The following is a 20,723-nucleotide window of genomic DNA, read 5'->3' on the forward strand; positions in this document are numbered from 1 at the left end:
TGCGCTCGCCCATAACCTTGGTCTATGGGTGCCTGCCACAATGCGCGTTCATGGTCCGCGCCGCGCACCCTACAGCGTCGGGCGTCGCGCCGTGCCAGGTAAGGAAATCCGCCGATGATCGACCGCCGATCCTTTCTGCTCCGCTCCGTCGCGGTCGCCGCGCTCGCCGTAGGGCCGGCCTGCCGCGCGGCGGGCGCGCAGACGGCGCAGGTGCGCGGGCTGGGTGCGCCGATCGAGATCGTCGATGACGTGTACGGGGTGCCGCATATCCGCGCCGCGACCATCCCGGACGCGTTCTTCGGCCAGGGCTATGTCGTCGCGCGCGACCGCCTGTTCCAGATCGATTTCGAACATCGCCGCGAACTCGGCCGCATGGCCGAGGCGTTCGGCGCGGATTTCGTGCGCCACGACGCGCAGGCGCGGCTTTTCCACTATCGCGGCGATCTCGATGCGGAACTCGCGCGGGTGCCCGCCGACGTGCTCGCCTGCGCGCGCGCCTATATCGCCGGCATCAACGCGCGCATCGCGGAGGTGGTGGCCGATCGCACGCTGCTGCCGCTCGAACACCAGATCCTCGGCGTCGAACCGATCCGCTGGGACGTGCGCGACATGGTGCTCGCGCGCGGCGCGGCGGCGGGCAATACCGACGACGAGGTGCGCCGCGCCCGGCTCGCCGCGCTCGGGCTGCTCGACCTCGACGCGGTGATCGCGCCGCGCATGCCCGCGCATCCGCTCGACGTGCCGGACGGGCTAGACGTATCTCAGGTGTCGCTCGACGATCTCGGCGTGCTGCGGCTCGGCCGGTTGCCGTTCGGGCCGAACACGCCGACCACCGAGCCTGACGAGCGCTCGGGCCGGCTGGAGCGCGACAATGCCGGCAGCAACGCCTGGACGGTCGCGCCATCGCGCTCGACGACCGGGCGGGCGATCCTCGCCAACGATCCGCACCTCGGCATCGGCGGCTTCGGCCCGCGCCATGTCGCGCATCTGTCGGCGCCCGGGCTGGACGTGATCGGCGGCGGCGCGCCCGGCCTGCCCGGCATCATGCAGGGCCATACCGATCGCTTCGCGTTCGGTCGCACCAACTTCCACATCGACCAGGAGGATCTGTTCGTCCTGGAACTGCACCCGAGCGACCCCGAACGCTATCGGCACGGCGGCGGCTGGCGGCGCTTCACCCGCGTCGCGGCGAGCATCCCGGTGAAGGACGGCGCCGCGCATGTCGAGGTGCTGCGCTATGCGGTGCAAGGACCGGTCGTCGCGCACGATCCCGCCCGCAGGCGAGCGACGGCGCTCGCCTCGATCGCGATGCAGCCGGGCGGCGGCGGATCGTTCGCGATGATCGCGATCAACCTCGCAAAGGACTGGGCCGGGTTGCAGACCGCGTTCCGCATCCATCCCTCGCCCACCAACTTCCATTATGCCGATGTCGAGGGCAACACCGGCTGGCAGGCGATCGGCTTCATGCCGGTGCGCAAGCAGGGCGCGGGGCTGATGCCGGTGCCGGGCGACGGCCGCTACGACTGGACCGGAATGCGCGACCACCGCGCGCTGCCGAGCGACTATAATCCGGCGAAAGGCTGGTTCGCCTCCGCCAATCAGGACAACCTGCCGCCCGACTGGCCGGCGGACCGCGTGCCCGCGTTCGACTTCCGCGATCCCTATCGTTACGAGCGGATCGCCGACGTGCTCGCCCGGCAGGAGCGGCACACGCTCGCCGACAGCGTTGCGCTTCAGCATGACACGCTCTCCACGCCCGCGCGTCAGCTCGTCGCGCTGCTGCCCGCCACTCCGTCCGAGCGCGCGCGTGCGGCGGTGACGATGCTGCGCGGCTGGGACGGCCGGCTCGACGCGGCAAGCGGCGCGGCGGCGCTGTTCGAGATCCTGTGGCGCGAGCTTGGCCAGCGGATGCTCGCAGCGATCGTGCCCGAACGCGCGAAGGCGATCGTCACCGCGATCGGCCCGTCGGTCCTGCTCGGCCTGATCGCCCATCCTGACGCGCGGCTTGGGACCGATCCTGCCGCCGCGCGCGATGCGATGCTCGACGCGGCGCTGGTCGCCGCCTGGGCAAGCGCCCGCGCGCAGCTTGGCCCCGATCCCGCACACTGGCGCTGGGGGGCGCTCCACCGCGTGCGCATCCAGCACCCGCTCGCGCGCATTCCGGCCATCGCCGCCGCCTTCCCGCCGATCGAGGTCGGGCCGACCGGCGGCGACAGCTACACCGTGCAGGCGCGCTGGCTCGGCAGTGGGCCGGGCTGGTCGGCGGGGGGCGGCGCGAGCTATCTGCAAGTGATCGACGTGGGAGCGTGGGACGCTTCGCTGATGCTCAATCTGCCCGGCCAGTCCAATGATCCGCGCTCGCCACACTATCAGGATCAGGTCGCCGCGTGGAGCGTCGGTCAGCTCCAGCCGATGCTGTACAGCCGCGCCGCCGTCGAGGCGCATGCGGTCGCCCGCCGCACCCTGATGCCCGAAGGAACCCGATCATGACGCGCCTGCCCGGTCTCGCCGCCCTGCTCCTGGTCGGCGCCGCTCCCGCCGCCGCACCGGCCAGAGTCGATGTCGTCATCCGGGGCGGCACGATCTACACCGGCGCGGCGACGCCGCCCGCCGTCGGCGATGTCGAGATCGCCGGCGACCGCATCGTCTATGTCGGCCCGACACGCCACACCGCCGCCGCGCAGGTGATCGACGCGCGCGGCAGGATCGTCGCGCCCGGCCTGATCGACGCGCATACCCATCCCGACACCTATATCCGCTCGAAAGATGCCACCGCCCGGCTCAACCTGCCGTGGCTGGCGCAAGGCGTTGCCACGGTCATCACCGGCGTCGACGGCGGCGGCACGCCCGACGTGGCGGCGGACGCGCAGAAACTCCAGGCGAGCGGGATCGGCACCAATGTCGTGCCGTTCGTCGGGTTCGGCACGATCCGCCAGCGCGTGCTGGGTGAGGCCGATCGCGCGCCGACATCTTCCGAACTCGCGCAGGAAAAGGCGCTCGCGGCGAAGGGCATGTGCGAGGGCGCGGTGGGGCTGTCGACCGGATTGTTCTACGCTCCCCAAAGCTACGCCACCACCGACGAGGTGGTCGCGGTCGCCGAGGAAGCGGGCAAGCGCGGCGGGCTGTACGACACCCACCAGCGCGACGAATCCGACTATACGATCGGCCTGATCGCCAGCACCAGGGAAGCGATCGAGATCGGGCGGCGCGCGCACATGCCGGTCCATATCGCGCACCTGAAGGCGCTCGGCGTCGATCTGCAAGGCCATGCGCCCGAACTGATCGCCACGATCGAGGTGGCGCGCCGCGCCGGGCAGGACGTGACGGCGGATCAATATCCCTGGCTCGCCTCGGGTTCGAGCGTGGATGCCTCGCTGATGCCGCGCTGGGCGGTCGCGGGCGGGTACAAGGCGATGCTCGCCCGCCTCGACGATCCCGCGACGCTCGCCCGCATCAAGGCGGAGATGACCGAGAACCTGCGGCGGCGCGGCGGCGCGGACTCGCTGCTCCTCACTTCCGAAGGCGTGCCGTGGACCGGCCGCACGCTCGCGCAGATGGCGACCGCGTGGCATGTCTCGCCGATCGACGCGGCGCTCCGCATCCTCAAGACGCCCGATGCCAATGGCGACGGCCCTTTGGGCGTCGGCGTGGCGAGCTTCAACATGGCCGACCGCGACGTCGATCTCATCATGAAGCAGCCGTGGGTGGTGACCAGTTCGGACGGATCGGACGGGCATCCGCGCCAATATGCGACCATGCCGCAGAAATACCGCGAGTACGTGCAGCGGCGTAAGGTGATCGCGCTCGCCGACTTCATCCGCCGGTCGAGCGGGCTGACCGCCGACATCTACCACATCGACCATCGCGGCTATCTGCGCGCCGGCTATTATGCCGATGTGGTGGTGCTCGATCCCGCCCGGTTCGCGCCGCGTGCCGATTACGTGCATCCGCGCGTGCCGAGCGTCGGGGTGAGCGCCTTGTTCGTCAACGGCCGACTGGCGTTGCGCGACAGTGCCGCCACCGGCGTCGCCGCCGGGCGGGTGCTGTTGCGCCCGCGCCCGGCGGGATGCGGGGCATAGACCGCGGTTATGGCGTGCCAACCTACCGCATCTGGGCGTAGCATCACCTGAGTGTAAATCCGACTCCTCCCTTTCTCGCGCAGGACCGTGATGATCCCCGGACCCTTTCTTCTCTATCTCGGCCATTCGGACGACGATGTCGGCATCAAGACATCGCGCGGGCTCGCCACCTTCCGGCGCGACGATTGCGTGGGCGAGTGGCGGCATGACGATTGCCCGCTGACGCTCGGCCTGCCGCGCATGGACGCCGCCGCCGCGCGCGCGGCCGGCGCGCGGACGCTGGTGCTCGGCATCGCCAACGCCGGCGGGCGGCTCGGCGAGGCGCTGGTCCGCGATGCGCTCGACGCGATCGCGCAGGGCATGAACGTCGCGTCCGGGCTGCACCAGCGGCTGCGCGACGATCCGCGCCTCGTCGCCGCCGCGCGCACGGCCGGGGTCGACCTGTTCGACGTGCGCGATCCGCCCGCGCACCTGTCGGTCGGCACCGGCAAGCGGCGTGCGGGCAAGCGCCTCCTCACCGTCGGCACCGATTGTTCGGTCGGCAAGATGTATGCGACGCTGATGCTGCGCGATGCCCTGCACGCGCGAGGCGTCTTCGCCGATTTCCGCGCGACCGGCCAGACCGGCATCCTGATCGCGGGCGACGGCGTGCCGCTCGACGCGGTGGTGGCCGATTTCATCTCGGGCGCGATCGAGACGATTTCGCCCGCGCGCGACGATGACGGCTGGGATCTGATCGAGGGTCAGGGATCGCTGTTCCATCCCTCGTTCGCCGGGGTTTCGACCGGGTTGCTGCACGGCGCGCAACCGGCTGCGCTGGTGATGTGTCACGATCCGTCGCGTGCGCACATGCGCGGGCTGCCGCACTATCAACTGCCCGACCTCGCCGAGTGCCTCGCCGCCAATCTCCAGGTCGCGCGGCTCACCAGCCCCGATGTCCGCGCGGTCGGCGTGGCGCTCAACACCGTCAAGCTCGACGAGGGCACCGCGCGCCGGCTGTGCGCCGAGACCGGCGACGCGCTTGGCCTGCCCTGCACCGACCCGTATCGCTTCGGCGCCGACCCGATCGCCGACGAGCTGCTGACATGCTTCGCACCCTAGACGCCCGCCACGACCGCTTCCCCCTGCACGCGCCGTTCCGCATCGCGCGCGGGGTGAAGACGGCGGCCGACGTCATCACCGTCACCGTATGCGAGGGCGCGGTGACGGGGCGCGGCGAAGGCGTGCCCTATCCGCGCTATGGCGAGACGATCGAGGGCGCGCTCGCGCAGATCGCGACCGCCGAGCCGGCGATTGCAGCGGGCGCCACACGCGAAGAGTTGCGCGCGCTGATGCCGGCCGGCGCGGCGCGCAACGCGGTCGATTGCGCGCTGTGGGATCTGGAGGCGCGCATCGCCAGCAGCAGCGTCGCGGCGCTTGCAGCGATTGCCGAACCCGCGCCCGTCGCCTCGGCAATCACCATTGCGATCGACACCCCCGCGGCGATGGCCGCGGCCGCCGCGCGTGCCGCGCACGTTCCGCTCCTGAAGGTAAAGGTGGATCGTGCGGGTGCGGCCGAACAACTCGCCGCCGTACGCGCCGCCGCCCCTGCCCCGCGCCTGATCGTCGATCCGAACGAAAGCTGGACGCTTGCCGAACTCGATCGCTGGCAGGATTTGTTGACTGAACACCAGGTCGATCTGCTCGAACAGCCGCTGCCGGCGGGCGAGGATGCCGCGCTCGCCGGGTTCGCCAGTCGGGTGCCGCTGTGCGCCGATGAATCGCTCCACACCGCCGCCGATCTCGACGCGCTCGCCGGGCGCTACAGCTACGTCAACATCAAGCTCGACAAGACCGGCGGCCTCACCGAAGCGCTCGTCCTCGCCGAGGCGGCACGCGCGCGCGGCTTCGGGCTGATGGTTGGTTGCATGGTGTGCTCCTCGCTCGGCATCGCGCCGGCGATGCTGCTCGCCGGGAATGCCGCGTTCGTCGATCTCGACGGGCCGCTGTGGCTCAGCGAGGATCGGCCCGGCGGCGTGCGCGATCAGGGCGGCGTGCTCGCCCCACCGGCACCGGGGTTCTGGGGCAGCGCCGCATGAGCATCGCCAGGCGCTGGTTCGCGGTGCCCTTGTGGCAGCGCGTGATCGGCGGTCTGGTGCTGGGCGTGATCCTCGGCGCGGCCTGGCCGGCGGGCGCTGCGGCCATCGCGATCCTCGGCGATCTGTTCGTGCGGCTGATCCGGATGCTGGTCGTGCCGGTGGTGCTGGTGACGATCGCCGCCGGCATCGCGTCGCTCGGCGATCCGCGCCGGCTGGGGGCGATCGGCGGCCGCACGGTGCTGCTGTTTGCGATGACCACGCTGGTCGCGGTGACGGTCGGCATGGCGACAGGCCTCATCCTGCGCCCCGGCGCGGGGATCGCACTGGCCGGCGTCGCGCCGCATGCGCTGGGGCCGCCCGTCACCGCCGCCGATCAACTGCTCGGCATCATACCGCTCAACATCGTCGACGCGCTCGCGCGAGGCGACATGCTCGCGGTGATGTTCACCGCCATCCTGCTCGGCGCCGGCGCGGTGGCGGCGGGCGAGGCGGGCAGGCCGGTGGTCGCGCTGTTCGAAGGGCTCGCCGCCGTGCTGCTGCAGGCCGTGCGGATCGTGATGGAGGTGACGCCGCTCGGCGTGATGGCGCTGATCGCGCGTGCGGTCGCCGGCGGCGGCGCGGCGGTGTTCGCCAATATCGGTGCGCTGGCGCTGTGCGTCGTGATCGGCTCGCTCGTCCAGATGCTGTTCCACGGCGCGCTGATCGGCTTCGTCGCGCGGCTGCCGGTGCTGCGCTTCTTTCGCGGCATCCTCGATGCGCTGGTGGTGGGATTTTCGACCGCATCCTCCTCGGCGAGCCTGCCGGTGGGCCTGCGCGTCGCGGAGGACAATCTCGGCATCGCCCCCGCCGTCGCCGGCACCGTGCTGCCGCTCGGCGCGAGCATCGGCAAGGACGGAACGGCGATGTACGTCGGGCTGATGGGGCAGTTCGCGCTCCAGGCGCTCGGCGTCGCCCCGGACGGCACGATGCTGCTCGTCATGCTGCTGACCGGTGCGCTCGCGGCGTTCGGCACCGCGCCGGTGCCCTCCGCCTCGCTGTTCATGCTGGCGGCGATGTTGTCGGCGGTCGGCATCGCGCCCGAACAGACCGCGCTGGTGGTCGGCCTCGTCCTGCCGTTCGACCGGCTGCTGGACATGACGCGCACCACCCCGTCGGTCTCCGCCAACCTCACCGTCGCCACGCTGGTGGCGAACGGCGCGCGCGCGATCGACAAGACAGTGTTGCGCGGGGCCGCATCGGGCTAGGGTGGCGCATCCATGAACCTGCGCCATATTGAGATCTTCCACGCCGTCTATGTCAACGGCTCGATCAGCGCGGCGGCACGCGCGCTCAACGTCTCGCAACCTTCGGTGTCGAAGACCCTGCGCCACGCGGAATCGCTGCTCGGCTTCGAGCTGTTCCAGCGCGTCGCCGGCCGGCTGGTGCCGACCGAGGATGCGCATGCGATGTTCGGCGATGTCGCGGAAATCCAGGGCCGCGTGCGGGCGCTGCGCGAGGCGGGGCGTGCGCTGAAGTCGGGCGGCGGCGCGACGCTGCGCATCTCCGCGCTGCCGAGCCTCGCATTGAGCGCGCTGCCGACCGCCGTGGCGCGGTTCCTCCAGACCCACCCGGACGTGCGGTTCGACCTCCAGACCGTCCATCACGACGACGTTCTGCGCAAATTGTACGAGCGCGAGAGCGACATCGCGATCGGCTATCAGGCGCCGCGTGGCGCGCCGCTCGCGCAGAGCTGGCTCGGCGAGGGTGAGCTGGTAATGCTCTACCGCGAAGCCGACATGCCCGATGCGCCCGCGCGGCTGGATCTGTCGCAGCTTGCCGGGCAACCGTTCATCACGCTGGCGGCGAGCGGCCCGATCGGCCACCTGTTCACCGCCGAGATCGAGCGGCTGGGCGTGCCGCTCGATGAGGTCGTCTCGGCCCGCACCTTCTACATCGCCGCCGCGCTGGTGCGCGCGGGCGTGGGGCGGACGGTGGTGGACAATCTCACCGCCGAAGCGTGTCTGGCGCCGGGGCTGTCGATGCGCCCGCTGCGGCCTTCGCTCACCTTCGACATCAACGCGATGCACCTGCTCGACCGGCCGCCCAGCGCGCTGGCGAGCGCTTTCCTGGCGGTGCTCGGCACCGTGATCGAGGCGCCGTAATGTCCCTTCTGCTCACGCTCCTGCTGGCCGCGGCCGCGCCCGCCGATCTCGCGGACCCGGTCGCCACCGCGCTGGCGCAGGCCGGGCCGGGCGTCCGCATCGGTCTGGTGGTGGTGGACGATCAGGGCCGCGAGATCGTCGCGATCCGCCCCGACGAGCGGTTCATGCCGGCATCCAACACCAAGATCTTCACCACGGCGGCCGCGTTCGGCACGCTCGACATGGCCGCGCCGGACGGCGGCGGCGGCGCGGAGGTGCGCCTCGAAGGGCGCGACGTGGTGCTCGGCGGTCACGGCGATGCGCGCCTGTCGAGCGCGGCGGACTGCCGCATCGACTGCCTCGCCGACCTCGCCCATGCGGTCGCGCTGCGCACCCGCAGCGTGCGCGACGTGGTCGGCGACGACAGCGCTTTTCCGGACGAGCGCTGGCCGCTCGGCATGAGCTGGAACAATCAGGCGGGGCGGTACGGCACGGCGATCTCCGCGTTGACGATCGACGACAATGTCGTGGCCTTGACGGTCGTGCCTGCCGCACCCGGCAAGCCGCCAGTCGTCACCGGTGACGGCTACTACCGGATCGAGAACAGCGCGGCCACCGTATCCGGCGCAAAAGGTTCGCTGGACGTCGCGCGCGTACCGGGCAGTTTCGTGCTGCGCGTCACCGGCACGGTCGCCGCGGGCTCCACACCGCGCCCGCTGCTCGTCGGCGTCGACGATCCCGCGCACCGGGCGGCGTGGCGGCTCGCCGCGTTGCTGCGTGCGGAGGGCGTGCGCGTGACGGGCACGATATCGGTACGCCACCGCCCGCCCTCCCCCGCCGACGATCCCGAGGTGCGCGGCGCCGCACCAGCGCCGCACCCGCCCGCGCCGCCGGCCGCGCTCGCGCGCCTCGCGCCGCCGCCGCTCGGCGAGGACGTGCGCTTCACCAACAAGACGAGCCAGAACCTCCACGCCGAGCTGCTGCTGCGCCGGGTGGGCGCGGTCGGCGGCAGCGGCTCGGTCGCCGATGGCCGCGCGGGCGTGCGGCGGATGCTCGACCGCGCGGGCGTGCCGCGCTGGCAATATGACTTCGCCGACGGGTCGGGCATGTCGAGCTACAACCGCGTCACCCCGCGCGCGACCGTCGCGGTGTTGCGCTGGATCGGCGCACAGACCTGGGGGGCGGCGTGGCGCGCGACCCTGCCGGTCGGCGGCGTCGACGGGTCGCTCGCCGCGCGCTTCCGCGCGACGCCGCTGGCGGGCCGGCTGTTCGCCAAGACCGGCACGCTCAACGCGACCAATGCGCTGTCGGGCTACCTCACCGCAGCGAGCGGCCACACGCTGACGTTCGCCGCCTTCGCCAACGACGTGCCGGGCGACGCTTCGGCGACGGCGGCGATCGACCAGGCGCTGCTCGCGGTGGCCGCCGCGCACTGAACGCGCGCCGCGGCATCGCCGCAGCCGAGCCGACCCGTCCTACTTCTGCGAACCCGTCAACAGCTGCGCGAACCGGACGTCGATCCGCAGCCCGACGACCACCGCCGAAGGAATGTCGCGGGGGTATTTGGTCGCGTTGATCGGGTCCGGGTTGATGACATACTGCACGTTCGGCAGCAGGCGAACGCCCGGCGCGGCGGCGAAGCCGTAATTGACCTCGCCGATGATCTCGTTGCGCGGCGGCGTGCCTTGGCCGCCCGCCTTGGCGCGCAATTCGCGGAGGTATTCGACCTCGTCGTCCGAGAAATGCGTGTTCGAAAGGATGAAGCCGATCGTATCGTTGTCGCGCCCCTTGAACGTGCCGGTCTTGACGAAGCCGGCGGACGCGAACCAGTCGATCGTCGATTTCGCGCCGGCATTGTAGAAGACGCGACCGAACACCGCGAGGTTGCGCGGGCTCTTCGGATCGGGCCGCAGGATCGTCTGGTCGCCGAGCGCGTAGATGCCGACGCGCGTGCCGGTCTGAGTCGCGCGTGCGAGCCCGGAGATGCCGGCGGGCTGGCCGTTCTTGTCGTAGAGTGGGCTGGTGCCGGCATCGGTGTTGATGTCGACGCCGATCCGGTAGCGCCGTGGGAAGCGATCGTTGGCGAACGTCGTTTCATAGCCGGTCTCGGCGGCGATCAGTTTCCCGCTCCCCTTGAAGAAGGAGAAGTCGGTGCCGCCCTTGCCCGCGAGATTGAGATCGTTGTTGTAATCGAACACGCCAACCTGCGCGTACACCTTCTTGGAAAAGCGGTAGTTCGCCAGCCCCATCCACGAGGAGTTCGGGAAAGCGGTGATCCCGATCGCGGTGATCGGTCCGTACGCCGTGAGGCAGGCGGTGTTGCTCATGAACACGCAGTTCAAAGGCGACGCGCCGAAATAGGTGTTGAGCGCCGAGCGCCCGGCGATCACCTTCAGGCGACCGAACTGATGTTCGATATCGAGCTGGGTCAGCCGCCAGCCGGGCACCGGCCGCCAGGTCTGTTGGAAGCTGACCGAATTGCCGACGTTGGTCTGTGCGATGCTGTCGCCTTCGAAATCGGCCCCGCGCGCGTAGATGTGCGTGTTCGACAGGCCGATCAGCTTGCCGAGATCGAGATCTGCCGAAAAGTCGATCCAGTGCGATTCGGCAAACCCGTGGGTGACGCCGCCGATCGGGTTGGCGGCGAGGTTGCCGACATATGCGCCGTCGAGCTTGATGCCTTTCTCGTCCAGATCCCGCAGCGCGGCGCCGAGCGGGTTGGTCTTCTGGAAGCGGCTCATCGGGCCATCCTCCACCGGCTTGCCCTGATCGTCCGACTTGGGCGTCTTGACGGTGGTCGGCGCGCTTTGGGAGATCTGCGCGCCGGCGGCGGTCGCGCTGGTGACCGCAAGCGTGGCGGCTGCGAGTGGGATAAGCTTGTACACGGATACTCTCCTGCCCGGCCCTTTGGCGGGGCCGATGCGATTTTCTTGTTCGAACGGTCGGGCCGCAGCGCGACCCGCCGGGCCGATCAGGCCGCGCCGAGATGCCGGCGGCGCAGCGCCGCCGTGCCGATCGTCTCGGCAAGGCGGGTGTCGTCGATCGCGCCTTCCCAGCGGGCCACCACGATGGCGGCCAGACAGTTGCCGATGAGGTTCACAAAGGTGAGGCCTTCCGCCAGGATCCGGTGGATACCGAGGATCAGCGCGATGCTGGCGACGGGGATCGCCCCGGTCGCGCTCAGCGTCGCCGCCAGCACGACGAACGCCGCGCCCGCCACACCCGCCGCGCCCTTGGAGGTGAGCAGCAGCACCGCGATCAGGCCAAGCTCATGCCACAAGGTCAGGTGCGTGTTGGTCGCCTGGGCGAGGAACACCGCCACCGTCACCAGATACAGGCACGTACCGTCCAGGTTGAAGGAATAGCCGGCGGGCACGACGAAGCCGACCACGCTTTCCTTGCAACCGACGTCGCGCATCTTCTGCATCACGCGCGGCAACACCGTCTCGGTCGATGTTGTGGCCGCGACGACCAGGATCTCGTCGCGGATATAGACGAGCAGCCGCCACAGGCTGACCCCGACGAAGCGGGCCACCAGGCCGAACACCACGACGGTGAACACCGCGCAGACGATGAAGAACTCGCCGATCAGCTCGCCCAGCGACAGCAGCGAGGCCGAGCCGAACTTGCCCACCGTGAAAGCGATCGCGCCGAACGCACCGATCGGCGCGAAATACATCACATAGCCGACGATCCTGAAGAACGCGCCCGACAGGCTTTCGATCAGCGAGACGACCGGCTTGCCACGCTCGCCCATCGCGGCGAGCGCGATGCCGGACAGCACGGAGATGAACAGCACCTGCAACACCTCGCCATCGGTGAAGGCGGAGGCGTAGGTCTTGGGGATGATGTGCAGCAGATAGCCGGAAACGCTCTGTTCCTGCGCGGTGTGCAGGTAGCTCGCCACCATCTTCGCATCGAGGTTGGCGGCATTGATGTTCATGCCTACGCCCGGCTTCCAAAGGTCGACCGCAACCAACGCCACGAGCAGCGCGAGGATGGTGATCGCCTCGAAATAGAGGATCGACTTCAGCGCGATGCGGCCGACGCTGCGCATGTCGCTCATGCCCGCGATGCCGTGTACCACCGTGCAGAAGATGACCGGCCCGATCATCATGCGGATCAATGCGATGAACGCATCGCCCAGCGGCTTCATCGCGGTTCCGGCCGCAGGCAGGAAGTGGCCGAGCGCGATGCCCGCCACCGTGCCTGCCAGCACCTGAAACCAGAGCTGGCCGAACACGCCGAACCGGCGGCTTTTCGATGCTCCGTTCATGTCCTGCCTCTCGCCTGCCGCCAGGCCCGTCCTTGCCTGCATTGTCCGCTCCTATATCCTATTTCGCCGCGCAAGGCCGAGCTTTCGACGGTTCGCCGATCGCGCCTCGCGCGCTGGGCGCCGGGTGCGCCGATCGGGTATCGCACCACGATCGCCGCGCGATCTTCCGGTGCGCGGATCGCCGACCAGCGTTCCAACATTTCGACTATCATCGCATCACTCGGGGGCGAGGTGGTGTGCGCGACATGGGTTCACCAGTCGAAATCTCGTTAAAGCTATCGATCCATGCTATAGATCGCTTCATGCCGAGCCCTTTTGACCTCAGTCTGCGCCACGTCGATGCAGCGGTTGCCGTATTCCGCGAAGGCAGCATCAGCGCCGCATCCGCGGCGATCAGCCTGTCCCAACCGGCGCTCACTCATGCGCTGGCCAAGCTGGAGGAGCAGCTCGGCCACCGGCTGTTCGACCGGCACGCGCGCGGCACCGCGCCAACCCGTGCCGGCGCGGTGTTCGTTCGCCGTGCGGAACGCGCGGTGGCGATCCTGGCGGATGGCGGGCGACGGCTTCGCCGCTCGGCTCGGCTGACGCCGATCGCGCACATCGCGCGCAGCGTGACGATGAACCAGCTCCGCGCCCTCGCGGTGGTCGAGCGGACTGGCGGGTACGCGCAGGCGGCGCGCGCGCTGGGGCTCTCGCAGCCGAGCGTGCACCGTGCGGTCAAGGATCTGGAGGCCGTGCTCGGCATCGAGTTGCTCGTCCGTTCGGGCCGCACCGCGCTCCCCACCGAACGCGCGCAACGTCTGGTCGGGGCCATACGCCTGATGGCGAGCGAGGTGCAGGCCGGCTTCGACGAACTGGCCGCGCTTGAACAAGCCGGCAGCGGTCGCATCGTCGTCGGTGCGCTGCCGCTGCCGCGCGCGGGCGTACTCCCGGAGGCGCTCGCTCTGTTCGCGCAGGATCATGCGGCGGCCGAGGTCGTGGTGGTCGAAGGGCCATATCTGGAACTGATCGAGCGCCTGCGCACCGGCGACATCGATTTCGCGCTGTCCGACCTGCGCAACCCCTCGCCCTCGCCCGACGTGGTTCAAAAGGAGCTGTTCACCGACGTCTTCTACATCGTCGTGCGCACCGGCCACCCGCTTGCCGGCGACACCATCCCGCCGGTCGAGACGCTCGCCGGATATCCCTGGATCGTAGGCAATATCGGCTCGCCGATGCGCACGATCTGGGAAGATCTGTTCGCCGTCCATCGCCCCGCGACACGGACCGACTGCGGATCGATCCTGACGCTGCGCAGGCTGTTGATGGAGGGCGACTGGCTGGCGCTGATGTCGCCAGACGTGTTCGATATCGAGCAGAAGGCCGGGCTGCTCACCACCGTCGGCGGCCCGCTGCCGGGCCATCTGCGGCGCATCGGCGTCACGATGCGTGCAGACTGGCGGCCGACCGCCGCGCAATCGGCGCTGCTGTCGGCGCTCGTCACCGCCGGCCGGCGCAGACCTTCCTCGGTCTGATCATCGAGCCAGCATCGCCGCGAAAGCCTGCCATGCGGGCGTCATGTTGAGCAGGATGCGAAGCGCCTGCGTCGCCAGGAAGACACCGCCACCCCAGGCCGTCGCCGGGTGCAGCCTGCCGCGCGTCCGCACATCATGGACCACCAGCGCCGCAAGCAGCAGGTCGGTCAGGACCATCCCGCCGATCGCGGGGGTCAGGCCGAGATGGCTGAAGCGCGTGATCCGCGCGAGCGGCGTCGTCAGGATCGCGGCGGTGCCCAGCAGCATCAGCCGCTTGTGCCAGCCCGCCCGTTTGCGCATCGCCACGCCGGCACCAACCAGCACGGCGAACGTCAGGATCGCGCCGAGCGGAAAGATCAGCGGCGGCCCCTGCGGCGGCAGGTGATGGGCGGCGGCGACGCGCTTGGTGATGATCGCGGTGGCGACGCCGAGCGGCACCATCACCACCGCCAGCGCTGCGGCGGCGGGCCCGACGATCCGGTGGAGGTCGGCACGCCGGGCGGCGATCAGCCCGGTCTGCACGACATAAAGGACGATCCAGCCGGTGAACACGATGCCATGGAGGTGGAGCAGCGTCGATAGCGGCCTCGCGCTGAACATCGGCGCGAGGTAATAGCTCGGCGCGAACCCGACGAAGGTCGCGACGGCGATGATGCCCGCCATCGTCGCGAAGAACGGGCGTTCGTCGCTAAGACGCGTGGATCGCCGCCCCGCCAATGTCGCCACCGCTTCCCCCCTTCGCCTGCGTGCGGCAGCCTATTCCGGCATGGGGAACCCGGTCTTGGATCAAAGCGACGGCGCGGCGCCGCGTCAGATCGCGCCCGAGAACGTGTCGCACTGTGCAGGATCGCCGCTGTCGAGGCCGGTCTGGAGCCAGTGCTCGCGCTGCGCCGAGGTGCCGTGGGTGAAGCTGTCGGGCACCACGCGGCCCTGTGCCTGCTTCTGGAGCGTGTCGTCGCCGATCGCGTGCGCGGCGGTCATGCCCTCCTGCACGTCGCCCGGGTCCATTCGGTCGCGGTTGTGCGCGGCCCAGACGCCGGCGAAACAGTCCGCCTGCAACTCGAGCCGCACCGACATCTTGTTGCCCTCGACCTCGCTGCCCTGCCGCTCCGCCTGCGACACCTTGTCCGACGTGCCGAGCAGATTCTGGATGTGGTGGCCGAATTCGTGCGCGATCACGTAATCCTGCGCGAAATCGCCCTTCGCGCCGAAACGGTTGGCGAGTTCGTCGAAGAAACTGGTGTCGAGATAGACGCCCTGATCCTGCGGGCAGTAGAACGGTCCCATCGCGCTCTGCGCCGCGCCGCAGCCCGATCGGCCACTGCCGCCGTAGAACACCAATTTGGGCGCGACGAACCGCTGGCCCGATTGCTGGAAGATCGCCGCCCACGTCTTGTCGGCGGAGCTGAACGCGTTGCAGGCGACCTTGCTGGCGGCATCGACCGTGCAGCTCGATTTGGCGTCGGTGCCGTGGCCTGCGCTTTGTTCGGTGGGCGCATTGGTGCGCACGCCGCTGCCGCCACCGCCCAGACCGCCGAGCCCGCCGAACACCGCCAGCACGATCAGCAACACCACCACGCCGCCACAGCCGAACCGGCTGAACACCATCGGCAACAGCCCGAGCAGCATCCCGCCGCCACCGCCGCCGCCGAAACCGCCGAACCCGCTGCCGCCCTGGCCGCGCTGATCCTCGACATTGATGTTGGGATCGAAATCGTCGAGACGCATCGCGCTGGCCCTTTTCCCGGATCGGTGTCGCTGCTGTCTGAATGCGCGGGCGGCAAAGCCGTTGCAAGGCCGTGACGAATTTGCAGCGACGGCATGGATCTTCGGTCCGCCGTGGACATGACGAACGCCACACTCGGAACGCTGCGCCCGTCCCGATCGTTTCGGCGCCATCACCTCAGGAGTTTCCCTTGATGAAAGCCTTTCTGACGCTCGCCGCGCTGCTGCCGCTCGCCGTCACCGCCGCGCAGGCGCAATCCGCCCCGCAGACCGCGCAGTCCGCCAACGCCGAAGCGGCTGCGCAGGCGTCAGCGCCGACCGCCGCCGACTCGATCAACGCTGCCAATCAGGCGCAGTATCAGAGCGACCTCGCCGCCTATGAGCAGTCGCTGCGCGCCAGCCATCACGAGGCGATGCGCGATCAAGCGCATTACCAGCACCAGCGGCGCGCCTATGCCGATGCGATGGCCGCATGGCGGCAGCAGGCCTATGCGTGCGATCACGGCAGCACGCGCGCCTGCAACGCGCCCTCGCCCAACCCCGCCGACTTCTATTGAGGCGACCGGCGACCTCCGTAGGGTAACATGACTGGCTTTTCATCAAACTGTCGTTGATCCCTGCGCCGCTGCGGCGCATGTCCCGCGCCATGGCCGATCGCGAACCCCACCGCCCGAAACGGCACGCCAAGGCGTTGCCGCTGCCAGATACCGTCGCGCTGGTGCTGCAAGGCGGCGGCGCGCTCGGCAGCTATCAGGCGGGGGTGATCGAGGGGCTGGCGGAGAGCGGCATCGAGATCGACTGGGTCGCGGGTATCTCGATCGGGGCGGTCAATGCCGCGATCGTCGCGGGCAACCCGCCGCACAAGCGCGTCGAGCATCTGCGCGCGTTCTGGGATCTGCTGACCAGCGCATTGCCGAGCTTTCCGATATTCCCCGACGATCACATCCGCGAATCCGTTCACGAATGGTCGGCCGGGTTCGTGCTCGCGACCGGCGTGCCGGGTTTCTTCGCGCCGCGCCCGATCTCGCCGGTGTTCGCGCTGCCGGGCTCGCCCGAGGCACTCAGCTTCTACGATTCGCGCGCGCTTGCCGAAACGCTGGATTCGCTGGTCGACTGGGATCTGCTCAATCACGGGCCGGTGCGGCTGTCGGTGGGTGCGGTCGATCTCGAAAGCGGCAACTTCCGCTATTTCGACACGACAACCGACACGATCGATGCGCGCCACATCATGGCCTCGGGCGCGTTGCCGCCGGGGCTGCCGCCGGTCGAGATCGACGGCAAAATGTGGTGGGACGGCGGCATCGTCTCGAACACGCCGCTGACCCACGTGCTCGACAATCAGGAATCGGACCTGCTCGTCTTCCAGGTCGATCTGTTCTCCGCCTCCGCCGATCGCCCGCGCACGATCATGGACGTGATGGCGCGTCAGAAGGAGATCCAGTTCTCCAGTCGTACCCGCACCGTGTCCGACGCGCTGCTGCGCATCCGCAAGGATCGCGAACTGGCGCGCAAGGTGCTGGCCAAGCTGCCCGCCGACCTCGCGCACGATCCCGACGTGCTAGCGCTGGCCGAGCGGTCGAAGGAGGATGCGGTCAACCTCGTCCAGCTCATCTACCGCGCCAATGCGTGGGAAGGCGGCTCGCGGGATTTCGAGTTCTCCGCGCGCACCAAGGGGGAGCATTGGCGCTCGGGCCTGGAAGCGGTGCACGAGACGATGGCCAATGCGCAGATCGTCGCGGAGAATATCGAGACCGGCAAAAGTGCCGCGTTCGACCTGACCGTGAACCCCACCTACCCCTGATCCCTTCCCAACGACCACGGAGAAAAGCGAATGTTCCTCAAGGGCAAGAGCGCGATCGTCACCGGTTCCACGTCAGGCATCGGCCTCGCCTATGCCAAGGCGTTCGCCGCCGAGGGTGCGAGCGTGGTCATCAACGGCTTCGGCGATGCCGCCGACATCGAGAAGGAGCGCGCCGCGCTTGAGGCGACGAGCGGCGCCAAGGCGCTGTACGACGCCGCCGACATGACCAAGCCCGACGAGATCGCCGCGATGGTCAAGCGCTGCCACGACGAACTGGGCGGGCCGGACATCATCGTCAACAATGCGGGCATCCAGTATGTCTCCCCGATCGAGGATTTCCCGGTCGAGAAGTGGGACGCGATCATCGCGATCAACCTGTCCTCGGCGTTCCACATGATGCGCGCGGCGGTGCCGCTGATGAAGGCGGCGAAATGGGGCCGCATCATCTCGACCGCGTCGGCGCATTCCTTGGTCGCCAGCCCGGCCAAATCGGCCTATGTCACCGCCAAGCACGGCCTTGCCGGGCTCACCAAGACGGTCGCGCTGGAGACGGCGACGTTCGGCGTGACGGTCAACTGCATCTCGCCGGGCTATGTGTGGACGCCGCTGGTCGAGAAGCAGATTCCCGACACGATGAAGGCGCGTAACCTGACGCGCGATCAGGTCATCAACGACGTGCTGCTCGACGCGCAGCCGACCAAGGAGTTCGTCACCTCCGAACAGGTGGCGGCGCTGGCGCTGTACCTGTGCCGCGACGAGGCCAAGGCGATCACCGGCGCCAACCTGTCGATCGACGGCGGCTGGACCGCCGCCTGAGCCACGGCCGCGCCCGACCAGCGCGTTGTGGCCTTGGCAAGCCATGGCGCGCGTGGTTAGGTGCACAGTGATGACAGGAAAGACGGTCGCTTGAAGAAAGCCGCACTCGCCACCCTTCTTTGCGGCTGCGCGGCGCTGCTCGGCTGTGCCGGCAAGAGGCGCGTGGAGGCGGCCGCCTCCGCCGCGCCGGCGGTCGACCCGGCCGCCAACTGGCAACTGGTCGCGACCGACGACGACCGCGACCGGCTGCGCGGCTGGCGCGATACCTGGCTGGCCGCTGTCGACAAGGCGCGCAAGGCAGGACAGGGCGCCAAGATCGACGGCCTGCACGAACTCGCCGATCCCGATCGCGCGCTGACCGATCCGCTGCCGCCGGCCGGGGCGTATCGCTGCACCGTGTACAAGATCGGCGCGAACGGCCCCGCCATGGCCGAGTTCACCGCGTTCGAACCTACCGATTGCGAGATCGACGCGGGCGGCGCGCTGTTGCGGTTTCACAAGACCGGCGGCGTGCAGCGGCCCGACGGCAAGCTCTACCCCGACGGTGCGCGCGCGATCTTCCTCGGCACGATGGTCTATGGCGACGAGATCAAACCGTTCCGCTACGGGCAGGACAAATTGCGCGACATGGCCGGTTATATCGAACGCATCGGCGACAAGCGCTGGCGGCTGGTGCTGCCCGCGCCGCACCTCGAATCGATGCTCGACATCATCGAGATCGCGCCGACCTAGGCGATCCGTTCGAGCGCCGCGATCTCGTGCGCGAGGTTGCGGTGCGCCTGCGCCTCCAGCGGTGCGAAGCGCGGCGTCTGGTAGATGCGGCGCTGGTCGAACGCGCGCAGCAGCATCGCGCGGGCGGGTGCGTACACCTCCATCGGCACGAAGGCATATTCGGCGCGGATCTGCTCGGCATAGCGGGCATATCCGGCCGGTTCCGCGCCAAGAATGCCAAGATCGAGATCGTTGAGCAGGTTCTGCACGGGCGAGCCCGGCGCGTGGCGCTGCGTGCCCGCGATCAGCGCCGCGACCTCGGCCGCGTCGATCGGCGTGCCGGCGAGATCGCGCAGCGCCTGTTCGGCCGAGCGCGCCTCGTTGTCGGCGGCGTGCGGATCATAGACGATATCGTGCAGCCAGATCGCCGCGATCAGTTCAGGCGTCGCCTCCTCCTCCGAGAGATGGTCGAGCATCGCCGCGACATGCGCGAAGGTGTGATAGTGACGCTGCGGCTCACCCAGTTGGGCCCGCCACCGCGCCGGGATCGCGGGCGGCAGGCCGAGCCGTTCGAGGCTGCGCGCGGGAGTCATGCCGACGGCGCGTCGATCGGCAGCATCGCCGCATTCTCGCGCTTTTCCGGGCGGATATAGATGGAGGAGAGCATCGGCAGCCGCGCCTTGAGATCGGTTTCGATCGTCTCGATGATCGTCTCGGCATCACCCATCGTGACGTGATCCTCGAAATCCGCGCTGATCGCGACGAACACGCTGTCGGGCGCGGTGTGGATGGTGCGAACGTGATTGACGCCGGTGATCGCGGGATAGCCGTCCACAATCGCGCGCACCTCCGCGACGATCGCCGGGTCCGCACCCTCGCCGATCAACAGCCCCTTGGCCTCGCGCGCGAGCACCATCGCAATCACCCCAAGCAGCAGCCCGATCAGGATCGAGGCGACGCCATCGATACGCGGATCGTTATAGTGATGGCTCGCCCACACACCGATCGCGGCAATGACCAGCCCGGCGAGCGCCGCAGAATCCTCGAACAGCACGATGAATCCGGCCGGGTCTTTCGACCGCCGGATCGCCGACCACCAGCCGCGCCCGCGATTATCGGCTGCGAATTCGCGCATCGCGAGCAGCCACGATCCGCCTTCCATCGCGAAGGCGAGGCCGAGCACGATGTAGTTGACCAAAGGATCGAGCAGCGGCTCGGGCTCGCGGATGTGCACCCAACCCTCGTACACCGACACGCCCGCACCGACCGCAAAGATCAGGATCGCGACGACGAAGCTCCAGAAGTACAGCTCGCGGCCATAGCCGAACGGATGGTCGGCATCGGGCGGACGCTTGCCGCGATGCTGCCCCCACAGCAGCAGCACCTGGTTGAGACTGTCCACCACCGAGTGGAACCCCTCGGTCAGCATCGAGGAAGACCCGCTGATCGCCGCCGCCACGAACTTCGCCACCGCAATGCCAAGGTTCGCAGCAAGCGCTGCAAAGATGACGAGGTTCGATTCACCTTGCTTGGACGACGACATACAGTTCTCCCGGCTGAACCCGCTGGGGTAGCGGGTCGGCGGTTGATGTCCAGCATGACG

18 protein-coding genes are annotated in these 20,723 nt (G+C 69.2%); 12 read left to right on the forward strand and 6 right to left on the reverse strand.

What is annotated here, in order from left to right; genetic code table 11:
- The first annotated feature begins 114 nt into the window (after window positions 1-114).
- From AC3ANX_RS17590 to dacB, 7 genes are all read left to right on the forward strand, one after another.
- Entirely contained in the window at window positions 115-2,490 is a 2,376-nt protein-coding gene (locus AC3ANX_RS17590) for a penicillin acylase family protein (RefSeq protein WP_488334521.1), read from the forward strand.
- Window positions 2,487-4,079, forward strand: coding sequence for an N-acyl-D-amino-acid deacylase family protein (locus AC3ANX_RS17595; protein WP_488334522.1), 1,593 nt, complete (start codon window positions 2,487-2,489; stop codon window positions 4,077-4,079). The genes AC3ANX_RS17590 and AC3ANX_RS17595 overlap by 4 nt, the downstream gene beginning before the upstream one ends.
- Before the next feature lie 90 nt (window positions 4,080-4,169).
- Window positions 4,170-5,180: an N-acetyltransferase DgcN gene (gene dgcN, locus AC3ANX_RS17600; protein WP_488334523.1), complete on the forward strand. Its 1,011-nt coding sequence runs from the start codon at window positions 4,170-4,172 to the stop codon at window positions 5,178-5,180.
- Window positions 5,165-6,157 carry an N-acetyl-D-Glu racemase DgcA gene (dgcA, locus tag AC3ANX_RS17605; protein ID WP_488334524.1) on the forward strand — a complete coding sequence of 331 codons (993 nt, stop codon included), beginning with the start codon at window positions 5,165-5,167 and terminating at the stop codon, window positions 6,155-6,157. Before dgcN ends, dgcA begins: the two co-directional genes overlap by 16 nt.
- A complete protein-coding gene (locus tag AC3ANX_RS17610; protein ID WP_488334525.1) occupies window positions 6,154-7,401 on the forward strand; it encodes a dicarboxylate/amino acid:cation symporter in 1,248 nt (415 codons plus the stop codon). The genes dgcA and AC3ANX_RS17610 overlap by 4 nt, the downstream gene beginning before the upstream one ends.
- A gap of 12 nt (window positions 7,402-7,413) precedes the next feature.
- The gene (locus AC3ANX_RS17615; protein ID WP_488334526.1) at window positions 7,414-8,298 is read left to right on the forward strand and encodes a LysR family transcriptional regulator; all 885 of its coding nucleotides are present in this window, start codon (window positions 7,414-7,416) and stop codon (window positions 8,296-8,298) included.
- A complete protein-coding gene (gene dacB, locus AC3ANX_RS17620) occupies window positions 8,298-9,713 on the forward strand; it encodes a D-alanyl-D-alanine carboxypeptidase/D-alanyl-D-alanine endopeptidase (RefSeq protein WP_488334527.1) in 1,416 nt (471 codons plus the stop codon). The genes AC3ANX_RS17615 and dacB overlap by 1 nt, the downstream gene beginning before the upstream one ends.
- A gap of 39 nt (window positions 9,714-9,752) precedes the next feature.
- Here dacB and AC3ANX_RS17625 read toward each other — a convergent pair whose 3' ends face one another.
- Window positions 9,753-11,162: a carbohydrate porin gene (locus AC3ANX_RS17625; protein WP_488334528.1), complete on the reverse strand. Its 1,410-nt coding sequence runs from the start codon at window positions 11,160-11,162 to the stop codon at window positions 9,753-9,755.
- 86 nt (window positions 11,163-11,248) lie between these two features.
- Window positions 11,249-12,595: a C4-dicarboxylate transporter DctA gene (dctA, locus tag AC3ANX_RS17630; RefSeq protein WP_488334529.1), complete on the reverse strand. Its 1,347-nt coding sequence runs from the start codon at window positions 12,593-12,595 to the stop codon at window positions 11,249-11,251.
- Between the two features lie 260 nt (window positions 12,596-12,855).
- Here dctA and AC3ANX_RS17635 point away from each other — a divergent pair, with 260 nt between their 5' ends.
- A complete protein-coding gene (locus AC3ANX_RS17635) occupies window positions 12,856-14,067 on the forward strand; it encodes a LysR family transcriptional regulator (protein ID WP_488334530.1) in 1,212 nt (403 codons plus the stop codon).
- On the opposite strand, the gene AC3ANX_RS17640 is transcribed toward AC3ANX_RS17635, so the two are convergent.
- Together AC3ANX_RS17640 and ypfJ are read right to left on the reverse strand one after the other, a co-directional pair.
- Complete coding sequence (locus tag AC3ANX_RS17640; protein WP_488334531.1) at window positions 14,068-14,793, reverse strand: hypothetical protein; 726 nt, start codon at window positions 14,791-14,793, stop codon at window positions 14,068-14,070. It lies immediately after the preceding gene.
- A gap of 84 nt (window positions 14,794-14,877) precedes the next feature.
- Window positions 14,878-15,795 (reverse strand): KPN_02809 family neutral zinc metallopeptidase, encoded by a 918-nt coding sequence (ypfJ, locus tag AC3ANX_RS17645; RefSeq protein WP_488334532.1) that lies wholly within the window; start codon window positions 15,793-15,795, stop codon window positions 14,878-14,880.
- Between the two features lie 191 nt (window positions 15,796-15,986).
- On the opposite strand from ypfJ, the gene AC3ANX_RS17650 reads away from it, so the two are divergent.
- From AC3ANX_RS17650 to AC3ANX_RS17665, 4 genes are all read left to right on the forward strand, one after another.
- Window positions 15,987-16,349: a hypothetical protein gene (locus tag AC3ANX_RS17650; protein ID WP_488334533.1), complete on the forward strand. Its 363-nt coding sequence runs from the start codon at window positions 15,987-15,989 to the stop codon at window positions 16,347-16,349.
- Window positions 16,350-16,438: 89 nt separating this feature from the next.
- Window positions 16,439-17,593, forward strand: a complete 1,155-nt coding sequence (locus tag AC3ANX_RS17655; protein WP_488334534.1) for a patatin-like phospholipase family protein — start codon at window positions 16,439-16,441, stop codon at window positions 17,591-17,593.
- A gap of 30 nt (window positions 17,594-17,623) precedes the next feature.
- Window positions 17,624-18,409, forward strand: coding sequence for a 3-hydroxybutyrate dehydrogenase (locus AC3ANX_RS17660; RefSeq protein WP_488334535.1), 786 nt, complete (start codon window positions 17,624-17,626; stop codon window positions 18,407-18,409).
- A 90-nt stretch (window positions 18,410-18,499) separates the two neighbouring features.
- Entirely contained in the window at window positions 18,500-19,141 is a 642-nt protein-coding gene (locus tag AC3ANX_RS17665; protein WP_488334536.1) for a DUF4893 domain-containing protein, read from the forward strand.
- Here AC3ANX_RS17665 and AC3ANX_RS17670 read toward each other — a convergent pair.
- Complete coding sequence (locus AC3ANX_RS17670; RefSeq protein ID WP_488334537.1) at window positions 19,138-19,713, reverse strand: HD domain-containing protein; 576 nt, start codon at window positions 19,711-19,713, stop codon at window positions 19,138-19,140. The genes AC3ANX_RS17665 and AC3ANX_RS17670 overlap by 4 nt on opposite strands.
- The gene (locus AC3ANX_RS17675) at window positions 19,710-20,663 is read right to left on the reverse strand and encodes a cation diffusion facilitator family transporter (protein ID WP_488334538.1); all 954 of its coding nucleotides are present in this window, start codon (window positions 20,661-20,663) and stop codon (window positions 19,710-19,712) included. The genes AC3ANX_RS17670 and AC3ANX_RS17675 overlap by 4 nt, the downstream gene beginning before the upstream one ends.
- Window positions 20,664-20,723 lie beyond the last annotated feature (60 nt).

Source organism: Sphingomonas sp. BRN-1R (genome assembly GCF_057748035.1).